Raw genomic sequence first — 20,700 nt, 5'->3', positions numbered from 1 at the left:
CGTGAGCACCGAGCCCCGCAACCCCGAGTACGCCGCCACCGTCCGCCGGTCGTTCGAGGCCCAGGGCGTCATGACGCTGCTGGGTGCCTCGCTGGTCGAGGTGGCACCGGGACACGTCGAGATCGAGGTGGTGCCGCGCCCCGAGCTGTCGCAGCAGCAGAGCTTCCTGCACGCCGGGGTCACGACGACGATCCTCGACAGCGCCTGCGGCTACGCCGGGCTGACGCTCATGCCCGCGGGGTCCGAGGTGCTGACCGTGGAGCTCAAGGTCAACCTGCTGGCTCCGGCCGCCGGCGACCGGGTGGTGGCGCGCGGCCGGGTCGTGCGGTCCGGCCGGACCCTGACCGTCGCACAGGGCGACGCGTACGCGGTCACCGGCGGGGACGAGGTCCACTGCGCCACGATCACCGCGACGCTGATCCGCGTCGACGCCCCCGGCTGAGGCCTCGCGGAGCCGTGGGGTCGCCGCGGTGGGTCAGGCGGGGCCCGACCCGCGGGTCGCCCTCTTCGACGCCCGCTTCGCCGGCTTCTCAGCAGCGGTCTCCGTCGACTTCTCGGTCCCCTCCTGGGTCGGCTTCTCGGTGGCCTTCTTGCTCGACCTCGTGCTCGCCCCCTCGGGCGCGGCCGTCTTCGTGGCCGGCTTCTCGGCCGACGACGCGGCGGCGGCCTTCGCGGCGCCCTTGGTCTGACCCTTCGGGCGCTCACGGACCTGGACCCCCTGGCCCGAGGCGCGCTTGACGTCGAAGAGCTCGATGGCGGCCACGAGGTCGACGAGCTTGGCGTAGCCCCAGTTGCGGGGGTCGAAGTCCGAGGCCTGCTTGGCGACGTACGTCCCGACCCCGCCGAGGTGGGCCCAGCCCTCGTCGTCGGAGGAGGCATCGATGCCTTCACGCAGCAGCCGGACCAGGGTGGCGTCGCTGCGCAGCTGCGCGGTGGTACGCCGCGAGGGCGCCCGCGGGGCGCGTGCCTCCTCGGCCCCACCCGTCTCCTCGCCCGACTGCTCGGACTTCTCGGCCCTCCGCAGCACGTCGAGGTAGACGAACTTGTCGCACGCCGCGACCAGGGACTTCGGGGTCTTGGGCTCCCCGAAGCCGTAGACCGTCTTGCCCGACTCCCGCAGCCGCGAGGCCAGCTTGGTGAAGTCGCTGTCGGAGGAGACCAGGCAGAAGCCGTCGAGGTTGCCGGTGTAGAGCAGGTCCATGGCGTCGATGATCAGTGCACTGTCGGTGGCGTTCTTGCCAGTCGTGTAGGCGAACTGCTGCATCGGCTGGATGGCGTGGGCGTTGATCGCCTCCTTCCAGCCGCGCAGGTTCGGTGTGGTCCAGTCGCCGTACGCGCGCTTGACGGTCGCGCTGCCGTACTTCGCGATCTCGGCCAGCAGCGCCTCGATGATGGTGGGCGTAGTGTTGTCGCCGTCGATGAGCACGGCGAGCCTGGTGCTGTCCGGTGTGGCCATCCCCGGAGCGTAGTCGGGTGCGTCAGGCCTCGGGCTGCTGCGGGTCGGCGCCGAGGGAGCGGGCCGCGAGACGCTCGTAGACGGGGAGTGCGGCCTGGTAGGCCTCGAACAGCCGCGGCTCGTCGGGGCCGGGGGGAGCAGGGGGCGGGTCGAGCTGCTCGAAGCCGGTGGCGCTCGCCGTGGAGGCGTGCCACTCGTCCCACAGCTCCCACTCGTCACGCATGCCGCTGGGCCACGTGAGCGCCTCGGCGACGAACGGTACGCCGACCCCGTCGCACCACGCGCTGACCACCCGCTCGGGGTCCGCGCACAGGCTGTCGGCGTCGACGACCAGCAGCGGCCGGCCGAGCCCCTCCACCACGTCGGCGGCCCGGTCCAGGGCGGCCCAGCCCGCCTCCTCGTCGGTGAAGTCGGGCCAGTTGCGGTGCAGCGAGCGCAGCGTGGCCGACGGGTGCCGCACCAGGAAGCTGTTCTCGAAGCCCGCCAGCAGGTCGGCGTCGAGCACCGCCGCCGCCTGGTAGGCCATGTCCTTGACGAAGACCGGCCGTTCCTCGGCCGCCTTCCAGATCTGGTCGAGGACCTCGTCGACCGAGCTCTCGGGCAGGCTCTCGTCGTACCGCTCGGAGCGCCGCTCGGGCCCGTAGTAGTAGACGCGCGAGAACGGCTCGTCGAAGACGGTGTGGTCACCGCGTGCCATCATCATGCGCTCGAACGACGTGGACACCGAGCGGGGCTCGGTCCACAGGAACCTGACGGGGTGGGTCATCGCGGCTCACCGTCCGGACTCGGGAAGCGGCGCCACGGGCGCCCTCTGTCCTTCTCGACCTACCCGTCGAGAGGCTCGTCATGCCTGGAGCGTGGCAGGAGTTCGACTCCTGGTGGACGGCCCTGCCTGTCACCGCCTGTCACCGCCTGTCACCGCCTGTCACCGCCTGTCACCGCCCGTCACCCGAACGGACGCACCCCGGTCTCGTCGGCGTCGGTGTAGACCGCGACGGCGCCGGCCGCGCTCCCGAGCCCGTCGGGCAGCGCGAGCAGGCGCCCGGCCAGGTGCCTCTCCGACCCGTCCGCGCACAGCAGCGGGAGGTCGGCCGCCATGTCCTTGATCTGCGGGTCGGACATGGCTCGCTCGAAGCCGGCCCAGTGGGACGCGTGGAAGCGGGGTGGGATCACCAGGTCCACGCGTCGGCCCAGCGCGTCGTCGGCCGCCCACCCGAGCAGCGCCTCGGCGCCCGGGCTCCAGTACACGATGACCCCGTCGGTGTCGGTCACGACCACAGCCTGTTCTGCCATGCACCGACCATGCCTCACGACACCTCGCCGGGAGGGCGGGTTCGGGGAACCGGATCACCGGGGTGGGAGCGTCAGTCGACCGTGGCCTGGGTGGGCGTCGCCCAGGAGGCGAGCAGTCCCAGCCGCTCGGCGGAGGGCGAGCCGGGCTCGGCGGTGTACACGAACAGCGCGAGCCCGGGCTCGGCGGCGATCGACAGCTCCTCGAAGGCGAGCGTGAGCTCTCCGACGACCGGGTGCCGGAAGCGTTTGGTGCCGGTGCCGTGGGTGCGCACGTCGTGGTCGGCCCAGAGGCGGCGGAAGGTCTCGCTGCGGGTCGAGAGCTCACCGACCAGGTCCTGCAGGTCACGGTCGTGCGGGTCGCGACCGGCGTCGGTGCGCATGATGGCCACACACATCCGGGCGAGCTCCTCCCAGTCCGGGTAGAAGTCCCGGGAGGCGGGGTCGAGGAACTGGAACCTCGCCAGGTTCGGCAGCCGTCCCGCGTCGCCGATCACGGGTGAGTAGAAGGCGCGTCCCAGGGCGTTGGCGGCGAGGACGTTCTGGCGCGGGTCCCGGACGAAGGCGATGCCCTCGGTGATGGCGTCCAGGACCCAGCCCAGGCTGGGGCGCGAGGCGGCCCTGCTCGGCGTACGACGACGCGACCGGCCCGACGTGGGGACGCCGTCGGCGGCGCGCGCCAGGTCGAACAGGTGGGCGCTCTCGGTCTCGTCGAGCTGCAGCGCCCGCGCGAGCGCGTCGAGGACGCCGCTCGAGGCGCCGCCGATCTGTCCCCGCTCCAGGCGCGCGTAGTACTCGACGCTGAGGCCCGCGACGGCCGCGACCTCGCTGCGCCGCAGCCCCGGGACCCGCCGGGTGCCGTACGTCGGCAGCCCCACCTGGTCGGGGGTGAGGCGGGCGCGACGGGTGGTGAGGAACTCCTGCACCTCTGCTCGGTTGTCCACGTCATCGAGGGTATGCGGCCACGGCGTCGGGCGGAGGGCTCAGAGGTGCCCTGTCAGTGCACCCATCGGCAGGGACTCCCGCCCCGCGAGCCACGCGGGTTGACTCGGTGTCGCGGGGCCGAACGGACCCGCAGTGCGGATCGAAGGAGTGCACACGATGAGGACAGCGATCTTCAACGGCCCGGGCGACATCTCGGTCGAGGACCGTCCGAAGCCCACCATCGGCGAGCCGACCGACGCCGTCGTGCGCGTCGTCCTGGCGTGCGTCTGCGGGTCGGACCTGTGGTTCTACCGCGGCGTCTCCGACCTGCCCCACGGCTCGATCGGGCACGAGTTCATCGGGGTGGTCGACCAGGTCGGCGACTCCGTGACGGACCTCCAGGTGGGCGACTTCGTCATCTCCCCCTTCACGTGGAGCGACGGCACCTGCGACAACTGCCTGGCCGGGTTCCCCAGCGCCTGCGTCCACGGCGGCGTCTTCGGCCAGGGCCTGGAGGGAGACGGCGGCCAGGCGGAGTTCGTCCGGGTGCCCCAGGCCGACGGCACCCTCGTGAAGGTCCCGGGCTCCGACTTCAGCGACGAGACCATGGCGTCCCTGCTCGCCCTGACCGACGTCATGGCCACCGGCCACCACGCCGCGGTGAGCGCCGAGGTCGCTCCCGGGGACACCGTCGCAGTCGTCGGTGACGGCGCGGTCGGCCTGTGCGCGGTGCTGTCCGCCCGGCTCCTCGGTGCCGAGCGGATCATCGTGCTGGGCAGCACGACCGAGTCCCGCCACGCGCTCGCCCGCGAGTGGGGCGCGACCGACATCATCACCGCCCGGGGGGAGGAGGCCGTGCAGGAGCTCAAGGACCTCACCGGGGGCTACGGTGCCGACGCCGTCCTGGAGTGCGTCGGCGGCAAGCTCGCGACGGACACTGCCTTCGCCGTCGCCAAGGCCGGCGCCGTCGTCGGCCGCGTCGGCATCCCGCACGACGCCACGATCGACGCGAACGTGCCGTTCTTCCGCAACGTCGGGACCCGGGGCGGTCCCGCCCCGGCGCGCGCCTACCAGCCCGAGCTGATCGCCGCCGTGCTCGCCGGGGAGATCAACCCCGGCAAGGTCTTCGACCTGGCTGTCGACCTCGAGGACATCCCCGAGGGCTACGCCGCCATGGACGAGCGGCGAGCGATCAAGACGCTGGTCAGGGTCAGCGAGCTGGGGTCGCAGCCGGCCGTCCGGGGCACGTGAGAGCACGCGTGGCTCTCCCCGCACCCCGCCCGACGCTGCTGGCTGCCGTCACCACCGCGCTGGTGCTGGTCTCAAGTTGTGCCTCGTCCGGGTCGGCGGACGACCGACGACAGGCGGACAGCCCGTCCACCCCATCGACCCCGTCGACCCCGCCAGCGGGGAGCAGCGACGGACCCGACCGACCCATCCCGTCCGCGCGGACCGCGGACGCACCCGAGGAGGACTCCGTGCGCATCACCCTGACCATCGGCGCCGAGCAGCTCAGCGCGACGCTCACCCCGAGCGCAGCGGCCGAGGACCTCCTGGCCCAGCTGCCGGTCACCGTCGACATGGAGGACCACGGCGGGGTGGAGAAGACCGGCCGCCTCCCCGAGCCGCTCTCGCTGGAGGGTCAGCCCGAGGGGGCCGACCCGTCGCCCGGGGACCTCGGCTACTACGCGCCGGGCAACGACCTCGTCCTCTACTACGGCGACCAGTCCTTCTTCCCCGGCATCGTGGTCCTGGGACGGTTGGACGGCGACGCCGCCGAGCGGATCGGCGCCCTGAGCGGCTCCGTCTCCGTCGTCGTCGAGCCCGGACAGGAGTGAGTCGCGTGCTTGTCGAGGAGTTCCTCGCCCACGTGGATGCCGGCGGTGCGGTCGCCGGCGGGTCCGCGCACCACCGCTTCATGCAGGACGCCGCGCAGGAGGCGCTGCGGACCCTCGGCGAGCTCAACAGCGGCTACCGCTCGCCCGAGGAGGTGCGGGCCCTGCTGACGCGGCTCACCGGCAAGCCGGTGCACGAGTCGGTGACGCTCTTCCCGCCGTTCTACTCCGAGTTCGGCAAGAACCTCACCCTCGGCCGGGACATCTTCATCAACCTCGGCTGCCGGTTCCAGGACACCGGCGGCATCACGATCGGTGACGGCTCGCTCATCGGCCACGGCAGCACGTTGACCACCCTCGACCACGCCGTGGACCCCGCTCGGCGGGCCGACATGGTCCCGGCGCCGATCGTCCTCGGCCGCCAGGTGTGGCTGGGAGCCTCGGTGACGGTCGTCCCCGGCGTCACCATCGGCGACGGCGCCATCGTGGGCGCCGGAGCCGTGGTGACCAAGGACGTGCCGGCCGACGTGATCGTCGCCGGCGTGCCGGCGCGGCTCATCCGCCCGACCGGCTTCGACGCCTGACAGGAGGGCTCAGCCGCGGACGTCTGACCGCGGCCGGCCCGGGCGCGGCCCCTGCCGGCGTCGGCTCACGCAGTCGCGGGGAAGGGGACGCCCGTGTTGGCGTGGCAGCGGTAGCCGTAGGGGTTCTTGGCGAGGTACTGCTGGTGCAGGTCCTCGGCGTAGTAGTACGTCGGGGCGGGTCGCACCTCGGTGGTGATGGTGCCGAGGCCCTGACGGGCCAGCTCGTCGCCGTACACCTGGGTGAGGCGCTCGGCGACCTCGGCCTGGGCGTCGCTGGTGGTGTAGATCGCGGAGCGGTACTGCGTGCCGACGTCGTTGCCCTGGCGCATGCCCTGCGTCGGGTCGTGGACCTCGAAGAACCGCTTGACCAGGGTCTCGTAGCTCACCACGGTCGGGTCGAACACGATCCGCACGGCCTCGGTGTGCCCGGTCATGCCCGAGCAGACCTCCTCGTACGACGGGTGGGCCGTCTCGCCGCCGGCGTAGCCGACGCTCGTGGACCAGACGCCCGGCAGCTGCCAGTACATCTCCTCGGCCCCCCAGAAGCAGCCGAGGCCGAAGATCGCCACCTCGTGGCCCTCGGGCACCTCGTCGGTGACGACGGGCGCGTCGAGCACGACGTGCTTGTCGGCCAGGTGGAACCACGGCTGCTCGCGGCCAGGCAGCGCCTCGCCGGGCTCGGGCAGCTGGCTCTTGGTGCGGGTGAAGAACATCGATCCTCCAGGGGTCGGGACCCTTCCAGTCTCCGCAACCGATCAAGGGGCCGGATCATTCCTGCCCGTTGCCTGCCGGTTGCCCGCACTGGCGGTGCCGGCGCCGCTGAGTAGGGTGCGGAGGGTGAGCGACCACCTCTCCCTCGACAAGCTCGGCTTCGAGTCACGCGCCATCCACGCGGGCTCCGAGCCGGACCCCACCACCGGTGCCGTGATCCCGCCGATCTACGCCACCAGCACCTACAAGCAGGACGGCGTGGGCGGGCTGCGCGGCGGCTACGAGTACTCCCGCAGCGCCAACCCGACCCGCACCGCGCTTGAGACCTGCCTGGCCGCCCTGGAGGACGGCGAGCGCGGCTTCGCCTTCTCCAGCGGGCTGGCCGCCGAGGACACCCTGCTGCGCTCGGTCTGCGCGCCGGGCGACCACGTGGTCATCCCCGACGACGCCTACGGCGGCACCTACCGGCTCTTCGACAAGGTGGAGAAGCCGTGGGGGCTGGCCCACACCCCGGCGCACGTCGCCGACACCGAGGCCGTCGCCGCCGCCATCCGGCCCGGCGAGACGAAGGTCGTGTGGGTGGAGACGCCGACCAACCCATTGCTCACGGTCGCCGACATCGCGGCCATCGCCGACCTCGCCCACGAGGCCGGCGCCCTGCTGGTCGTGGACAACACGTTCGCGTCGCCGTACCTCCAGCAGCCGCTCACGCTGGGCGCCGACGTCGTCGTGCACTCGACCACGAAGTACTGCGGCGGGCACTCCGACGTCGTCGGCGGCGCCCTCGTGGTCCGCGACCTCGACGTCGCCGAGAGGATCGGCTTCCACCAGAACGCGCTGGGCGCCGTGCCCGGCCCCTTCGACTGCTTCCTGACCCACCGCGGCCTCAAGACGCTCGCCATCCGCATGGAGCGCCACTGCGACAACGCTGAGGCGGTCGTCGCCCACCTCGAGAGCCACCCCGCCGTCAGCGAGGTGATCTACCCCGGGCTCGCGAGCCACAGCGGTCACGAGGTCGCGAGCCGTCAGATGAAGAGGTACGGCGGCATCGTCTCGTTCCGCGTGAAGGCCGGTGAGGCCAAGGCGCTCGACGTCTGCGCCGCGACCCAGGTCTGGACCCTGGGAGAGTCGTTGGGCGGCGTGGAGTCGCTCATCGAGCACCCCGGCCGGATGACGCACGCCTCGGTCGCCGGCACCGACCTCGAGGTGCCCGCCGACCTCATCCGGCTCTCGGTGGGCATCGAGACCGCCGACGACCTTGTCGCCGACCTGGACCAGGCCCTGGCGTGACCCTGCGGGTCTGCGTCGACTTCGGGTCGACGTACACCAAGGCCTGCGTGGTCGACCTCGGTACGTCGACCCGGCCGCCGCAGGTCCTGGCCCGCACCTCGCACCGCACCACCGTCGACACCGACGTCCTGGAGGGCTGGGCCGCGTGCCGGGCCGACCTCGAGCGGCAGGTGCCGGGAGCCGGCGACGCCCCGGTGCTGGCCTGCTCGTCCGCCGGGGGAGGCCTGCGCATCGCCGTCGTCGGCAACGAGCAGCTGGTGACCTCGGAGGCCGGACGCCGGGTGGCGCTCTCGAGCGGGGGGCGGGTGGTCCACGTCGCGTCGGGGCCCCTCGACGCTGCGGCCCTCGAGGCGCTGGTCGCGGCCCGTCCCGACGTGCTGCTGCTGGCGGGCGGCACCGACGGCGGCAACGCCGAGGTGCTCGAGCACAACGCCCGCGCGCTGGCCGGCAGCGGCCCCGCGATCACCACGGTCCCGGTCGTGGTGGCCGGCAACGCCGACGCCGCCGTCGAGGTGGCCGGGATCCTCGCGGCCGCCGGGGTGCCGACCCAGACCTGCGCCAACGTGATGCCGCGGATCGGGGCCTTCACCCCCGAGCCGGCCCGCGCGGCGCTGCGGGCGATGTTCCTGTCGCACGTCATCGGCGGCAAGCACCTCTCGGCCGGCGAGGCCTTCGCGGCGATGGTGCGCGGTGCCACCCCCGACCTCATGCTGGCGGCGGTCGAGCTGATGGCGGGCGGCCCCGGCGGCCCCGGCGTGGCTGGGGCGGGCTGGGGCGACGTGGTCGTCGTCGACGTCGGCGGTGCCACCACCGACGTCTACTCCGTGGTGGAGGTCGACCCCGAGTCGGCCGGGCGGGACGTGGTCGGGCTCGTGCCGGCCACCCGCACCGTCGAGGGCGACCTCGGCATGCGCTGGAGCGCCGTCTCGACCGTGGCCGAGGCGGTCGCCGCCGGTCTCGTGCCCGCCGCCGACCAGGCGGACGCCGAGCGTCGCGCGCTCGCCCGTCAGGACGACCCGGGTCTGGTCCCCGCCACCGACGGCGATCCCGATCCTGAGGCCTCCGACGTCACGGAGAGCGGCTTCGACCTGCGGCTGGCCGGGTGGTCCGCCGCGCTCGCCGTACGCCGTCACGCGGGACGCGCCCAGGTCCGCTTCGACTCCGGGGGCGGCTCCGGCCCGGCCCGGCTGGTTGAGCGCACCGGCACCGACCTGCGCGAGGTGGGCGTGGTCGTCGGCTCCGGCGGGGTGCTGCGCCACGCTGCGGACCCGGGCGCCGCCGTCGCGGTGCTCACCGAGCACCTCACCGGTCCGGGCGCGGCCGACGGCGGGTGGCAGGTGCCCGAGCGTGCGCGGGTCGTGCTCGACCGCGACCACCTGCTCATGCCGGCCGGCCTGCTGGCGGCCGACCACCCGGAGGCGGCGTACGCCCTGCTGACAGCGCTGGGCTGAGAGCCGCGCCCGGGTGCAGCGACCACCTGCTCGAGAGACGTACGGCGAGCTGATGCAGGCGCCGAGGTGGTCAGGACGTGGCCGACCCGCTCAGCCGGCGGCGGTCGCGGGGGCCGGCTCGTCGTCGGACGCCTGCTGCTCGGCGGGGTCGTAGCCGTTGCCCGGCAGGGCGACGAGCGCGGCGGTGCCACCGACCACGCACAGGAGCCCGACGACGGTGCACGCCAGGCCGAACCCGTCGAGGAAGGCGGTGTCGACCGCTGCGCCGAGCGTGGGCACCCGGGCGGCGAGGACGTCGGCGAACCCGACCGAGTCGGCCGCCTTCTCGGCCAGGTCGGCGGGCAGGCGGCCCTCGACGAGGTCCAGCAGCTTGTCGGAGTAGAGCGAGGAGAACAGCGACCCGACCACGGCGACACCGAGGGTGCCCCCCAGCTCGCGGGTGGCGTCGTTGACCGCCGACCCGACGCCGGCGCGGGCCGGCGGCAGGACCTGGAGGATGGCCTCGGTGGCGGGGGTGCTGACCAGCCCGATCCCGGAGCCGAGGAGCAGCATCTGCGGGACGACCACGCTCGCGTACGAGACGTCCGCGGGGATGAAGGAGATCCACAGGAACGCGCCACCCAGCAGGAAGAGCCCCGGTGCGACCACGAGCTTGGTGCCGAGCCGGGGAGCGAGCTGGCTGCCGACGACGGAGGCGACCGCGATGGCCAGCGCCACGGGCAGGAACCGCAGGCCGGTCTCGAGGGGGTCGTAGCCGCGCACGAACTGGAAGAACTGGGTGATCAGGAAGACGAAGCCGAAGAGCGCGAAGAACGCGATGGTGACCGAGGCGCACGCGGCGCTGAAGCGCCGGTCGGCGAACAGCGTCACGTCGATCATCGGGTGCTCGACCCGGCGCTCGACGAGCACGAACGCTGCCAGCAGCACGGCGGCGACCGCGAAACCGGTCAGCGTCTCGGTGCTGCTCCAGCCGTGCTCCGGCGCCTCGATGATGGTCCAGGTCAGTGTGCCGAGGGCCGCGACGGAGGTCGCGAAGCCGGCGCGGTCGATCGGTGGCACCGAGGGGTCGCGCGACTCCGGCACGAAGGCCACGGCGAGACCTGCGGTGAGGAGGGCGACCGGCACCTGCGCCCAGAAGATGCTCTGCCAGGAGGAGTGCTCCAGCAGGAGGCCTCCGGTGACCGGGCCGAGGGCGACGCCGAGGCCGACCGCGGCACCCCAGAGCCCGAGCGCCGTGGCGCGCTCCCGCCGGTCGCTGAACGTGTTGGAGATGATGGACAGGGTCGTCGGGAAGATGACGGCCGCGAACACCCCCATCGCCACCCGGCAGGCGATCAGCGCGCCGCTGCTGTCGGTCAGGGCCGCGGCGGCGCTGCTCGCACCGAAGCCCACGAGTCCCCCGATGAGGGCGGGCCGGCGACCGAAGCGGTCGGACAGGCTGCCCATGGCCAGCACCAGCGCGGCGAAGGCGAGGTTGTAGCCGTCGACGATCCACAGCAGGTCGCGGGTGCCGGCGTCGAGCTCCGCGGCCAGGGTCGGCAGCGCGACGTTCACGATCATGGTGCTGAGGTTGATCGTGAGCGTCGCCATGCAGACGGTGAGCAGGATCAGGGACTTGCGGGACATCGGCACTCCTGGTGTTGGCGCTGTCAACATCAAGGGTGACCGCAGATGTTGGCAGTGTCAACTCGCGCCGGGGCTCGGCTACCCTGCGCAGATGCCTCCCTCCCCCTACCACCACGGCCACCTGCGGCAGGCCCTGGTGGACGCCGCGGAGGTCGCGGTGCGGGACGGGGGGCCGAGCGCCCTGTCGCTGCGCGACCTGGCGCGACGGGTCGGGGTCTCACACAACGCCGCCTACCGTCACTTCGCCCACCGCGACGACCTCGTCACCGAGGTCGCCCTCCAGGCGATGGCCCACCTCCTCGACACCATGGAGCGTCGCCTGGCCAGGATCCGGACCGAGGACCCCGTGCTGCGGGCCCGTCAGCGGCTCGCCGAGGTCGGGCGCGGCTACGTCGAGTACGCGCTCGCGGAGCCGGGGCTGTTCTCGCTCGCCTTCTCCTCCAGCTCCGCCCTGGCCCAGGCCGGCGACTCGGCCGACCGCGACCCCTACGCGCTGCTCGGGCGCGTGCTCGACGAGCTGGTGGACGTGGGCTTCCTGGCGCCGGGCGCTCGGGTGGGCGCCGAGATCGTCTGCTGGTCGGGCGTGCACGGGTTCTCGGAGCTGTGCGTCAGCGGCGCACTGGGCGCGACGACCGCGGACGACCGCGACGTCGCGCTCGACCGCGTGCTCGTCGCCATCGACCGGTCGTTCGCCGCCACCTCCGGCGCCGTGGTCGGCCCGGAGGACCTGCGGTTCTGACCCGTCCCGAAGGGTCGCGGGCCCCGCAGCCGGTCAGGCGTGGTCGGGCACCTTCTCGGTCTCGGTGACCGGGGTCTCCCGCGAGCCGAGGGGGATCTCCTTCATGAACAGTCCGACCACGAGCGCAGCCAGCACGATCGGAACGGCGACGAGGAAGGTGCCGCTCAGCGCGCTGCTGAAGGCGTCGACGACGAGCGCCTGGGCCTGCGCGGGCAGGGCGTCGACCAGGCTCATGTTGCTGGTGAGCTCGTCGACGCGGTCCAGCGGGATGGCGCCGCCGGCCTGGTCGCTGGCGGCGGTGAGCTCGGAGGCGAGCCGGGTGCTGAGCACGGCGCCGAAGAGCGCGGTGCCGAAGGAGCCGCCCATCTGGCGGAAGAACTGCACCGAGCTGGTGGCGACGCCCATCTCGGAGCGGTCGACCGCGTTCTGCACCGCGACCGTGAGCACCTGCATGGTGAGCCCGAGGCCGCAGCCCATGACGAACATCGCGAGCCCGGCGAACCAGTACGGCGAGTCCGAGCCCAGCTGGGTCATCAGGCCGACCGAGACGAGCACGACCGAGGCACCGATGGGCGGGAACCACTTGTAGTGACCGGTGCGCGACATCCAGCGGCCGCCCCAGATCGAGGTGGTGAAGAGACCGATGACCATCGGCAGCATGCCGAGGCCGGACTCGGTCGGGCTCATGCCCTTGACGAGCTGGAGGTAGACGGGGATGAACACCATGACGCCGAACATCGCGGCCCCGATGAGGAAGCCGAAGGCGTTGGCGACGCTGAAGATCGAGATCCGGAAGAGCCGCATCGGGATGATCGGCTCCTTGGCGCGCAGCTCCACCAGCACGAAGAGCGCGGCGAGCGCCAGGCCGCCGAGCAGCAGCGCCAGACCGAGCGGGCTGCCCCAGCCGTCCTCGGGACCGGCCCACGCGGTGTAGAGCAGCAGCGAGCTCACGCTGCCCACGATGACCGCGGCGCCGAGGTAGTCGATGGAGTGGTCGCGGCGCACGTGCGGCATGGTCAGCGCCGAGGAGGTCACGACCAGCGCGACCAGCCCGATCGGCACGTTGATGAAGAAGATCCACTCCCAACCGGGGCCGTCGGCGAAGAAGCCGCCGAGGACCGGACCGAGCACGCTGGAGGCGCCGAAGGTGCCGGCGATGTAGCCCTGGTAGCGGGGCCGCTCGCGCGGCGGGACGACGTCGCCGATGGTGGCCAGGGCGAGCGCCATCAGGCCGCCGCCGCCGAGACCCTGGATGGCGCGGAACGCGATCAGCTGCTCCATGGAGGCGGAGAAGCCCGACAGCACCGAGCCGGCGACGAAGGTCAGGATGGCGATCTGGAAGATCGGTCGCCGGCCGTAGAGGTCGGAGATCTTGCCCCACAGCGGTGTCGAGGCCGTCGAGGCCAGGAGGTACGACGTCACCACCCACGACAGGTGGTCGAGGCCTCCGAGGTCGCTGGTGATCGTCGGCAGCGCGGTGGAGACGATGCTCTGGTCGAGCGAGGCCAGGAACATGCCCGTGATGAGTCCCGTCATCACGACGAGGATCTGGCGGTGGCTGAGGTAGCCCTGGGCGTCGGGGGTCATCGGGGGGAGTCCTTCGGGGAGGGCGTGGACCGGGATCCGGTCGGGGGGAGGGTCGGGGTGCCGGCGCCGAGCAGGCCGCTGTCCGCGGTCAGGTCGTCGAGGAAGCGGGCGAGCAGGGCCTGGAGCGCGTCGCGCTCCTCGGCGGGCCAGTCGGCCAGCACCTGGCCGAGCAGGTCGCGGCGTCGGGCCCGCAGCTGGCCGAGCGCGCGGCGACCGGCCGGTCGGATCTGGACCCGGCGGGCGCGGCCGTCGGCGGTGTCGGTGGTGGTGGCGACGAGGTCCTGCTCGCCGAGGTTCTTCACCCGGCGGCTCACGGTGGAGGCGTCGAGCCGGAGCCGCTCGGCCAGGTCGGTGAGGCGGACCGGGCCGCAGCGGTCGAGCTCGACCAGCACCGGCAGCAGGGAGAAGTCGTGCTCGTCGCCCGGGAGGCGCTGGCGCAGCACCGAGCCGACCGCGATGAGGACGGCCATGAAGGTGTCCTCGACCGCGTCGTCGCGGCGGAGCACGGTGTCGGTGAGGCGGGTGGAGGGGGAGCGGGTCACCGTCCGAGTGTGACAGGTAGTTGCATGATGCACGCAATCAATGTGGGGTGATGCCGCCCACACGGGAGGGATACGGTGAGGTCCATGACGGACGCCCCACCGGCCGAGCCCCCGGCACCCGCGACGACGCCGAGCGAGGCCCCCGGCGGGTCGTCGGGCTCGCAGGACGCGAGCGACGCCACGTCGACGGGCGGCGCGCACGTCGGACCCACTCTCGCCGAGATCGAGGCGGCGGCCGAGCTGCTGCGCGACGTCGCGGTGCTCACCCCGCTCGAGGAGTCGCGCTGGCTGTCGAAGATCGCCGGGGGACCGGTCTACCTCAAGGCCGAGAACCTCCAGCGCGCCGGCTCCTTCAAGATCCGGGGCGCCTACGTCCGGATGGCACGTCTCAGCCCGGAGGAGCGGGCCCGCGGCGTGGTCGCGGCCAGCGCCGGCAACCATGCCCAGGGGGTGGCGCTGGCGGCGCAGATGCTCGGCATCACGGCCGTCGTCTACATGCCCCACGGAGCGCCGATCGTGAAGGAGCGGGCGACCCGCGGCTACGGCGCCGAGGTCCGCTTCCACGGCACGACCGTCGACGAGGCGCTGGTGCAGGCCCGGGCCTGGTCGGACGAGACCGGTGCGGTCCTCGTGCACCCCTTCGACCACGAGGACATCGTCGTGGGTCAGGCCACCTGCGGCCTGGAGATCCTCGAGCAGTGCCCCGAGGCGCGCACGATCGTGGTGCCCACGGGCGGTGGCGGACTCCTCGCTGGGATCGCCGCAGGGGTCAAGCCCCAGCGTCCCGACATCCGGGTCGTCGGCGTGCAGGCGGCCGGCGCCGCGGCGTACCCGCCCTCGCTGGAGCACGGCAGTCCGCAGGCCCTGTCCTCGATGGCGACCATGGCCGACGGCATCGCGATCGGCCGGCCCGGCGACGTGCCGTTCGCCGCGGTGCTCGAGTACGTCGACGACCTGGTCACGGTCGACGAGGAGTCGTTGTCCCAGGCGCTGCTGCTGCTCATCGAGCGGGCGAAACTCGTCGTCGAGCCAGCCGGAGCCGCAGCCGTGGCCGCGGTGCTGGAGAACCCGGCGCGCTTCGAGACGCCGATGGTGGTGGTGCTCTCGGGCGGCAACGTCGACCCGATCCTGCTCATGAACGTCATCCGCCACGGCATGGCGACCTCGGGCCGCTACCTGGCGCTCGCCGTCCGCATCCCCGACCGTCCCGGCGGGCTCGCCAAACTCCTCGGCGACCTCGCCGCGGTGCAGGCCAACGTGCTCGACGTGGTGCACCAGCGCACGTCCTCGCACCTGCACATCGGCGAGGTCGAGGTGGCGCTGCAGCTCGAGACGCGCGGGCCGGAGCACGCCGAGCAGGTGCGCACGCACCTGCGCGGCGCCGGCTACCCCGTCACCGAGGAGTCGAGCGCCGCGCAGGCGGAGTGATCAGGGCCGGCGGTGGAGCCGGCCGTCGGGTCAGCCGGAGTAGGGCTCCGCGTGGATGACCTCGACCTTGAGGGTCTTGCCGTTGGGGGCCTCGAAGGAGACGCTGTCGCCCTTCTTGGCGCCGATGAGCGCGCTGCCCATGGGCGACTGCGGCGAGTAGACCTGCAGGTCGGAGTCGCCGGCCATCTCGCGGGCGCCGAGCAGGAACTTCTCCGACTCGCTCTCGCCGGCGAACTTGATCTCCACGACCATGCCGGGCTCGACGACGCCGTCGTCCTTGGGGGTCTCGCCGACCTCGGCGCGCTCGAGCATGTCCTCGAGCTGCCGGATGCGGCCCTCGAGCTTGCCCTGCTCCTCGCGGGCGGCGTGGTAGCCGCCGTTCTCCTTGAGGTCGCCCTCGTCGCGGGCGGCGCTGATGCGGGCCACGATGTCCTCGCGGACGGGGCCGCGGAGGTTCTCCAGCTCGTCCTTGAGCTTGTCGTAGGCCTCCTGGGTCAGCCAGACGACGTCCTTCTCGGGTGACTGGGTCACGGGTTCTGCTCCTGAGTCTCGGGTGGCGTGCGTCGGACTGCGGCGAGAGCGGGTCGCGCACATGCACGATCCCGCGCCGCGGACGGCACGCAAGTGCCCCAGCGTAGCGGCTCAGGCCCGGCTTCTCATCCCGGACGGCTCAGCGGGGGCGTTGCTGGTCGTTGGAGGTGCAGCCGTCCGTGGTGACGGTCGTGGCGCGTCGCTCGGTCGGGATCTCGACCTCGACGGCCTGGGTCGTGGGACCGGTGGTCACCGTGATCTCGGTCTCGCCGACGATGGCGAAGTCCTCCGACACCGCGCGCAGCAGGCAGGTGGCGATCGTGTCCGGGGTGTCGCGCACGACCGTGAGGCGCGCGACGGCGGTCCGGTCGTCGGGGAAGTCGAAGTAGGTCATCCGCGACTGGACCTCCGGCGTGCTGTGGAACAGCGCCGTCCAGCCGACGAAGCCCACCGAACTGACCGCGACGACGACGATGAGCACCGTCGCGATCACCCGCTGGCGCGGACTGGTGGACCCGTAGCGCTCGGACAGGTCGCTCGGGTCGGACACCTCGTCGGAGCGGGGGTCGGGCATGCGCCCATCCTACGGCCGCCCGGCACGCCCGGTGGCGGCCGCAGGGGCGGCGGGAGGACCTGCGAGCGGCACCTAGAATGGAGCCATGCTGCGCCTCATGCACGTCCACGCGCACCCTGACGACGAGTCCAGCAAGGGCGCCGCCTCCACCGCGCGGTACGTCGCCGAGGGGGTCGACGTCCACGTCGCCACCTGCACCGGTGGTGAGCGGGGGTCGATCCTCAACCCCAAGATGGACCGCCCCGACGTGCTGGAGAACATCACCGAGATCCGCCGCCAGGAGATGGAGCGCGCCCGCGACATCCTCGGCGTGCGCCAGGACTGGCTGGGCTTCGTCGACTCCGGCTGGCCCGAGGGCGACCCCAAGCCGCCGCTGCCCGAGGACTGCTTCGCCCTGGTGCCGCTCGAGGAGGCGGCCGCGCCCCTCGTCAGGTTGATCCGTGAGTTCAAGCCGCACGTGATGACGACGTACGACGAGCGCGGTGGCTACCCGCACCCCGACCACGTGAAGTGCCACGAGATCTCGGTGCACGCCTTCGAGGCCGCGGGCGACCCGGAGCGCTACCCCGAGCTCGGCGAGCCCTGGCAGGTGCTGAAGCTCTACTACCACCACTCCTTCAACCGTCCGCGCATGCAGGCGATCCACGACGCGATGATCGACCACGGCCTCGAGTCGCCGTGGGGGGAGCGGCTCAAGGAGTGGACCGTGGAGCCCGAGTGGGACGCCCGCATCACCACGCGGGTGCCGTGCGCGGACTACTTCGGCGTCCGCGACCAGGCGCTGCTGGCCCACGCCACCCAGATCGACCCGGACGGCTTCTGGTTCGCGATCCCGCGCGAGCTGCAGGAGAAGGTCTGGCCCACCGAGGACTACGAGCTGGTGCGCAGCCACGTCGCGTCCTCGACCCCCGAGGACGACCTGTTCGCAGGCGTCCGTGAGCACGTCGGAGCATCCTCATGAGCACCCTCGTCCTGTCCCTCGCCCACTCCGTGCAGCAGCTCGCCCTCGTGAGCCTCGAGGCCCTCGACGAGGTGCCGGCACCCGAGGACGTGCGCCCCGGGTGGGTCGCGATGGGCTCGTTCTTCCTGCTCTTCGCGGTGACGATCCTGCTGTGGATGAACATGCGCAAGCAGATCGGCAAGATCAAGTTCGACGACGGTGTCGACCGGTCCGGCCCGGCCGACCCGTCGGCTGACGGCTCGGGCCCGGACGAGCCGGGTCCCGACGACGCACCGGTCGAGCCCGCGCCCCCGCACGGGTCGGGCACGCCGCGGGGCTGAGCGGCTCGGGTCGGCGCCGCGCAGAGGCGACGCAGGATCCCGTGGCCCAGGGGCCCAGGGGGCCCGGGGGCTCAGGGGGTCAGCGTGCCGCGGGGTGGCTCGGAGCCGCCGGGACGGCCTCCTCGCCGTCGTCCGTCGGCGGCGTCATCGCCCAGCGGATGGTGCCGGTGGCCAGCGCCCCCAGCACCCGGACGCCGGTGCGCTCGGTGACCGGCAGGCGGGGCAGCCGCAGCTCGCGGCGGGTCCAGCCGGGCATCATCGCGATCGCCGCGGCGGCGATGACGAGGTACGCCGGACGCACCGCCACCGGCAGGTCGGGGTGCCACACCAGGTGACTGATGGCCTCGTGGGCGTGGTCGGTGCCGCGCAGCTCGGGGCGGTAGCTCTCCAGCACCGCGGCAAGCTCGGCCTCGGTGCGGGGTGCGTCGACCACGCCGAGCTTCTCGGCCACGAACGCGGTCTGGGCGACGTACTCGTCGCGGCCGGCCTGGTCGAGCTTGTGCTTGCCGTAGCGGACGTGCGCGCGCAGGAAGCTGTCGATCTCGGCCACGTGCACCCACATCAACAGGTGCGGGTCGGAGGCGATGTACGGCGTGCCGTCGGGCATGGTGCCCGTGATCCGGTCGTGGATGCGGCGTACGACGTCGACCGAGGCCTGCGCGTCGGAGGCGGTGGCGAAGGTGGTGGCGGCCAGGAACGTGCTGGTCCGCGCCAGCCGGCCCCACATGTCGCCGCGGTAGCCGGAGTGCTCGGCCACGGCGGTCATCGCGACCGGGTGGAGGGCTTGGTACATCAGCGCGCGCAGGCCGCCGATGAACATGCTCGCGTCGCCGTGGACGACGTGGATCGGGCTGCCGGCGGGGAACCAGCGCTCACCCTCGCGGCCGTGGAAGCGCTCGCGACGCTCCGGGCCCTCAGGCCCCGCCACCTTGTGGAAGATGGCCGCTCCGACCCGCTCACGGACGTCGGGGATCGAGATCAGGGCCATGCCCCGATGATGCCCACTCGCGACAAATCGGGACTGCCGGTTTCACTGGGTACCTAGTGAAACCGACGCTTCCCGAGCGAAACATCGCTCGGGAAGCGCCGGTTTCGCTAGGTACCTAGTGAAACCGACGAGCCGTCAGGCGGCCTTGCCGGTGACGGTCACGGGGACGTTGCCGCGGGTGGCCTTGGAGTAGGGGCACACCTGGTGGGCGGCGTCGACGAGCTCCTGGGCCTTGGCGTCGTCCACGCCCGGGATGCGGGCGACGATGTCGGCGGTGATGGCGAACGACTCGCCCTCCGGGCCGAAGCCGACGGAGATCTCGAGCTCGGAGCCGGACGCGTCGACGCCGTGCTTCTTCGCCACCATGGTGAGCGCGCCCTGGAAGCAGGCGCCGTAACCGACGGCGAACAGCTGCTCGGGGTTGGTGCCGGTGCCAGGTCCGCCGACCTCCTTGGGGGCGGTCAGCGACAGGTCGAGGATGCCGTCCTCGGAGACGGCGCGGCCCTCACGGCCGCCGGTCACGGTGGCGCGGGCGGTGTAGACGATCTTCTCAGGCGTGTTGGTCATACCTTCAACCTTTCCGGTACGACGGGGACCACACCTCTCCGGCTCCACCGTCTCGGCCCGTGGGCGAGACCCGGGTCACGCCCGCGACAGCCCCGCCGCGCACCGGGTGAGGGGGTGAGGACTCAGGAGCGGCGGAGGTGGACCACGTGGTCCCAGGCGGTGTGCTGCTCCTCGCCGCCGTGCGCGTCGTCGGCGGTGACGAGCCGCGCCACCCGCTCGGCGCGCACCACCTCGACGCCGGGCTCGTCGGCCAGGTCGCCGACGACGTCGCCGGCCGTGGACAGCACCGAGGCGTCCTGCGGTCCGCCGGTGCCCTCGGTGAGGTTCGTCAGGTCGTGCGCGACCAGGAAGAACGTGCCGCTGGGGCGCAGCACCGACCACGCCCGGCGTACGACGGCCGTGCGCTCGTCGGCGGCCAGGTGGAGGTAGGCGACCACGACCAGGTCGACCGCGGGCAGGTCCGCGACCAGCACGTCGCCGACCCGCCACTCGATCGCGAGGTCACCCGCGAGGCGACGGCCGCGGTCGACAGCGACGGCGGAGAAGTCGGCGGCGGTGACGCGCCAGCCGCGTGCGGCGAGCCAGATCGCGTTGCGGCCCTCGCCGGCCGCGAGGTCGAGCGCGTCGCCGGGCGGCAGGTCGCGAAGCGCCGCCTCGACGAACTGGTTCGGCGTGGTCGACCAGACCTGCGCGGCAGCGGCGTACCGCTCGTCCCAGGCGTGCGCGTCCATGGGTGTCCGGCCCGTCAGGCGGGCTGGCCGCCCTCGGGCCCGGCGGTGTCCTGCGCGGCGATCTGGGAGCGGACCTCGTCCATGTCGAGGTCCTTCACCGCGGTGATGACCTGCTCGAGACCGGCCGGCGGCAGCGCGCCCGGCTGGCTGAACACGAGGATGCCCTCGCGGAAGGCCATGAGCGTGGGGATCGAGGAGATGCTCGCCGCCTGGGCCAGGGACTGCTCGGCCTCGGTGTCGACCTTGCCGAAGACGACGTCGGTGTGGGCCTCGGAGGCCTTCTCGAAGGTGGGCGCGAACTGGCGGCACGGGCCGCACCAGGAGGCCCAGAAGTCGACCAGGACGATGTCGTTCTCCAGGACGGTGGACTCGAAGTCGTTCGCGGTCAGCGTGGTGGTGGCCATGGTGGGACAGGTGTCCTTTCGACGGTGCCAGGGACTCATCGGTCTCAACACGACCAGCCTGCCCAGCATTCCGCTGCCGACGCCTCGCTCGAGACCGGCGGCCGGCGGCCGGGCGTACGACGGTCGGCCTCACGTCGTCGACGACGTACGGCGAGCCGGCC

The 20,700-nt window shown here is 72.7% G+C and carries 24 protein-coding genes; 10 read left to right on the top strand and 14 right to left on the bottom strand.

Annotated features, from left to right (window positions below; all coding sequences use genetic code 11):
* The first annotated feature begins 1 nt into the window (after position 1).
* Positions 2 to 442, top strand: a complete 441-nt coding sequence (locus G7072_RS15295; RefSeq protein ID WP_206063161.1) for a PaaI family thioesterase — start codon at positions 2 to 4, stop codon at positions 440 to 442.
* A gap of 33 nt (positions 443 to 475) precedes the next feature.
* Here the strand turns inward: G7072_RS15295 and G7072_RS15290 are convergent, their stop codons facing one another.
* From G7072_RS15290 to G7072_RS15275, 4 genes are all read right to left on the bottom strand, one after another.
* Entirely contained in the window at positions 476 to 1,456 is a 981-nt protein-coding gene (locus G7072_RS15290) for an NYN domain-containing protein (protein WP_166087843.1), read from the bottom strand.
* A 22-nt stretch (positions 1,457 to 1,478) separates the two neighbouring features.
* On the bottom strand, positions 1,479 to 2,222 hold the full coding sequence (locus G7072_RS15285; RefSeq protein ID WP_166087841.1) for a sulfotransferase family protein: 744 nt from the start codon (positions 2,220 to 2,222) through the stop codon (positions 1,479 to 1,481).
* A gap of 179 nt (positions 2,223 to 2,401) precedes the next feature.
* The gene (locus tag G7072_RS15280; RefSeq protein ID WP_166087839.1) at positions 2,402 to 2,749 is read right to left on the bottom strand and encodes a PAS domain-containing protein; all 348 of its coding nucleotides are present in this window, start codon (positions 2,747 to 2,749) and stop codon (positions 2,402 to 2,404) included.
* 71 nt (positions 2,750 to 2,820) lie between these two features.
* Positions 2,821 to 3,690, bottom strand: coding sequence for a helix-turn-helix transcriptional regulator (locus G7072_RS15275; RefSeq protein WP_166087837.1), 870 nt, complete (start codon positions 3,688 to 3,690; stop codon positions 2,821 to 2,823).
* Positions 3,691 to 3,847: 157 nt separating this feature from the next.
* Between G7072_RS15275 and G7072_RS15270 the strand changes: the two genes are divergently transcribed.
* The 3 genes from G7072_RS15270 to G7072_RS20220 all read left to right on the top strand — a co-directional run bounded on the left by G7072_RS15270 (position 3,848) and on the right by G7072_RS20220 (position 6,089).
* Entirely contained in the window at positions 3,848 to 4,921 is a 1,074-nt protein-coding gene (locus tag G7072_RS15270) for a zinc-dependent alcohol dehydrogenase family protein (RefSeq protein ID WP_166087835.1), read from the top strand.
* 227 nt (positions 4,922 to 5,148) lie between these two features.
* On the top strand, positions 5,149 to 5,508 hold the full coding sequence (locus tag G7072_RS15265; RefSeq protein WP_240916979.1) for a cyclophilin-like fold protein: 360 nt from the start codon (positions 5,149 to 5,151) through the stop codon (positions 5,506 to 5,508).
* A gap of 5 nt (positions 5,509 to 5,513) precedes the next feature.
* Positions 5,514 to 6,089, top strand: coding sequence for a DapH/DapD/GlmU-related protein (locus tag G7072_RS20220; protein ID WP_166087833.1), 576 nt, complete (start codon positions 5,514 to 5,516; stop codon positions 6,087 to 6,089).
* A gap of 65 nt (positions 6,090 to 6,154) precedes the next feature.
* On the opposite strand, the gene msrA is transcribed toward G7072_RS20220, so the two are convergent.
* Positions 6,155 to 6,802, bottom strand: coding sequence for a peptide-methionine (S)-S-oxide reductase MsrA (msrA, locus tag G7072_RS15255; protein ID WP_166087831.1), 648 nt, complete (start codon positions 6,800 to 6,802; stop codon positions 6,155 to 6,157).
* A 124-nt stretch (positions 6,803 to 6,926) separates the two neighbouring features.
* On the opposite strand from msrA, the gene G7072_RS15250 reads away from it, so the two are divergent.
* On the top strand, positions 6,927 to 8,090 hold the full coding sequence (locus G7072_RS15250) for a cystathionine gamma-synthase (RefSeq protein ID WP_166087829.1): 1,164 nt from the start codon (positions 6,927 to 6,929) through the stop codon (positions 8,088 to 8,090).
* Positions 8,087 to 9,541, top strand: coding sequence for a glutamate mutase L (locus G7072_RS15245; protein WP_166087827.1), 1,455 nt, complete (start codon positions 8,087 to 8,089; stop codon positions 9,539 to 9,541). The genes G7072_RS15250 and G7072_RS15245 overlap by 4 nt, the downstream gene beginning before the upstream one ends.
* 90 nt (positions 9,542 to 9,631) lie before the next feature.
* Here the strand turns inward: G7072_RS15245 and G7072_RS15240 are convergent, their stop codons facing one another.
* Entirely contained in the window at positions 9,632 to 11,167 is a 1,536-nt protein-coding gene (locus G7072_RS15240) for an MFS transporter (protein WP_166087824.1), read from the bottom strand.
* Between the two features lie 91 nt (positions 11,168 to 11,258).
* On the opposite strand from G7072_RS15240, the gene G7072_RS15235 reads away from it, so the two are divergent.
* The gene (locus G7072_RS15235; RefSeq protein WP_166087822.1) at positions 11,259 to 11,906 is read left to right on the top strand and encodes a TetR/AcrR family transcriptional regulator; all 648 of its coding nucleotides are present in this window, start codon (positions 11,259 to 11,261) and stop codon (positions 11,904 to 11,906) included.
* A gap of 33 nt (positions 11,907 to 11,939) precedes the next feature.
* Here the strand turns inward: G7072_RS15235 and G7072_RS15230 are convergent, their stop codons facing one another.
* Entirely contained in the window at positions 11,940 to 13,493 is a 1,554-nt protein-coding gene (locus G7072_RS15230; RefSeq protein ID WP_166087820.1) for an MDR family MFS transporter, read from the bottom strand.
* Positions 13,490 to 14,035, bottom strand: a complete 546-nt coding sequence (locus G7072_RS15225; protein ID WP_166087818.1) for a MarR family winged helix-turn-helix transcriptional regulator — start codon at positions 14,033 to 14,035, stop codon at positions 13,490 to 13,492. The genes G7072_RS15230 and G7072_RS15225 overlap by 4 nt, the downstream gene beginning before the upstream one ends.
* Before the next feature lie 84 nt (positions 14,036 to 14,119).
* On the opposite strand from G7072_RS15225, the gene ilvA reads away from it, so the two are divergent.
* Positions 14,120 to 15,463, top strand: coding sequence for a threonine ammonia-lyase (gene ilvA, locus G7072_RS15220; RefSeq protein WP_166087816.1), 1,344 nt, complete (start codon positions 14,120 to 14,122; stop codon positions 15,461 to 15,463).
* Positions 15,464 to 15,493: 30 nt separating this feature from the next.
* Here ilvA and greA read toward each other — a convergent pair whose 3' ends face one another.
* Together greA and G7072_RS15210 are read right to left on the bottom strand one after the other, a co-directional pair.
* Positions 15,494 to 15,994: a transcription elongation factor GreA gene (gene greA, locus G7072_RS15215; RefSeq protein ID WP_206063158.1), complete on the bottom strand. Its 501-nt coding sequence runs from the start codon at positions 15,992 to 15,994 to the stop codon at positions 15,494 to 15,496.
* Positions 15,995 to 16,133: 139 nt separating this feature from the next.
* Complete coding sequence (locus G7072_RS15210) at positions 16,134 to 16,568, bottom strand: DUF4307 domain-containing protein (protein WP_166087812.1); 435 nt, start codon at positions 16,566 to 16,568, stop codon at positions 16,134 to 16,136.
* A gap of 85 nt (positions 16,569 to 16,653) precedes the next feature.
* On the opposite strand from G7072_RS15210, the gene mca reads away from it, so the two are divergent.
* Together mca and G7072_RS15200 are read left to right on the top strand one after the other, a co-directional pair.
* Entirely contained in the window at positions 16,654 to 17,529 is an 876-nt protein-coding gene (gene mca, locus G7072_RS15205; RefSeq protein ID WP_166087810.1) for a mycothiol conjugate amidase Mca, read from the top strand.
* Positions 17,526 to 17,849 carry a hypothetical protein gene (locus G7072_RS15200; protein ID WP_166087808.1) on the top strand — a complete coding sequence of 108 codons (324 nt, stop codon included), beginning with the start codon at positions 17,526 to 17,528 and terminating at the stop codon, positions 17,847 to 17,849. The genes mca and G7072_RS15200 overlap by 4 nt, the downstream gene beginning before the upstream one ends.
* A 79-nt stretch (positions 17,850 to 17,928) precedes the next feature.
* On the opposite strand, the gene G7072_RS15195 is transcribed toward G7072_RS15200, so the two are convergent.
* The 4 genes from G7072_RS15195 to trxA form a co-directional block, all read right to left on the bottom strand.
* The gene (locus G7072_RS15195; protein ID WP_166087805.1) at positions 17,929 to 18,837 is read right to left on the bottom strand and encodes an oxygenase MpaB family protein; all 909 of its coding nucleotides are present in this window, start codon (positions 18,835 to 18,837) and stop codon (positions 17,929 to 17,931) included.
* 135 nt (positions 18,838 to 18,972) lie between these two features.
* Entirely contained in the window at positions 18,973 to 19,404 is a 432-nt protein-coding gene (locus G7072_RS15190) for an organic hydroperoxide resistance protein (RefSeq protein ID WP_166087803.1), read from the bottom strand.
* Between the two features lie 122 nt (positions 19,405 to 19,526).
* Complete coding sequence (locus G7072_RS15185; protein WP_166087801.1) at positions 19,527 to 20,135, bottom strand: class I SAM-dependent methyltransferase; 609 nt, start codon at positions 20,133 to 20,135, stop codon at positions 19,527 to 19,529.
* 14 nt (positions 20,136 to 20,149) lie between these two features.
* Positions 20,150 to 20,539, bottom strand: a complete 390-nt coding sequence (trxA, locus tag G7072_RS15180; RefSeq protein ID WP_166087799.1) for a thioredoxin — start codon at positions 20,537 to 20,539, stop codon at positions 20,150 to 20,152.
* Positions 20,540 to 20,700: the final 161 nt, after the last annotated feature.

This window comes from Nocardioides sp. HDW12B (genome assembly GCF_011299595.1).
GTDB lineage: Bacteria > Actinomycetota > Actinomycetes > Propionibacteriales > Nocardioidaceae > Marmoricola_A.
The sequence above is the reverse complement of the archived record's forward strand: the minus strand, read 5'-3'. Positions and strand labels throughout refer to the sequence as shown.

Coding starts and splice junctions, on each gene's coding strand:
- G7072_RS15230 (WP_166087820.1), bottom strand. CDS start 13,493: ATGACCCCCGACGCCCAGGGCTACCTCAGCCACCGCCAGATCCTCGTC.
- trxA (WP_166087799.1), bottom strand. CDS start 20,539: ATGGCCACCACCACGCTGACCGCGAACGACTTCGAGTCCACCGTCCTG.
- ilvA (WP_166087816.1), top strand. CDS start 14,120: ATGACGGACGCCCCACCGGCCGAGCCCCCGGCACCCGCGACGACGCCG.
- G7072_RS15235 (WP_166087822.1), top strand. CDS start 11,259: ATGCCTCCCTCCCCCTACCACCACGGCCACCTGCGGCAGGCCCTGGTG.
- G7072_RS15280 (WP_166087839.1), bottom strand. CDS start 2,749: ATGGCAGAACAGGCTGTGGTCGTGACCGACACCGACGGGGTCATCGTG.
- mca (WP_166087810.1), top strand. CDS start 16,654: ATGCTGCGCCTCATGCACGTCCACGCGCACCCTGACGACGAGTCCAGC.
- msrA (WP_166087831.1), bottom strand. CDS start 6,802: ATGTTCTTCACCCGCACCAAGAGCCAGCTGCCCGAGCCCGGCGAGGCG.
- G7072_RS15200 (WP_166087808.1), top strand. CDS start 17,526: ATGAGCACCCTCGTCCTGTCCCTCGCCCACTCCGTGCAGCAGCTCGCC.
- G7072_RS15210 (WP_166087812.1), bottom strand. CDS start 16,568: ATGCCCGACCCCCGCTCCGACGAGGTGTCCGACCCGAGCGACCTGTCC.
- G7072_RS15285 (WP_166087841.1), bottom strand. CDS start 2,222: ATGACCCACCCCGTCAGGTTCCTGTGGACCGAGCCCCGCTCGGTGTCC.
- G7072_RS15240 (WP_166087824.1), bottom strand. CDS start 11,167: ATGTCCCGCAAGTCCCTGATCCTGCTCACCGTCTGCATGGCGACGCTC.
- G7072_RS15185 (WP_166087801.1), bottom strand. CDS start 20,135: ATGGACGCGCACGCCTGGGACGAGCGGTACGCCGCTGCCGCGCAGGTC.
- G7072_RS15270 (WP_166087835.1), top strand. CDS start 3,848: ATGAGGACAGCGATCTTCAACGGCCCGGGCGACATCTCGGTCGAGGAC.
- G7072_RS15290 (WP_166087843.1), bottom strand. CDS start 1,456: ATGGCCACACCGGACAGCACCAGGCTCGCCGTGCTCATCGACGGCGAC.
- G7072_RS15190 (WP_166087803.1), bottom strand. CDS start 19,404: ATGACCAACACGCCTGAGAAGATCGTCTACACCGCCCGCGCCACCGTG.
- G7072_RS15195 (WP_166087805.1), bottom strand. CDS start 18,837: ATGGCCCTGATCTCGATCCCCGACGTCCGTGAGCGGGTCGGAGCGGCC.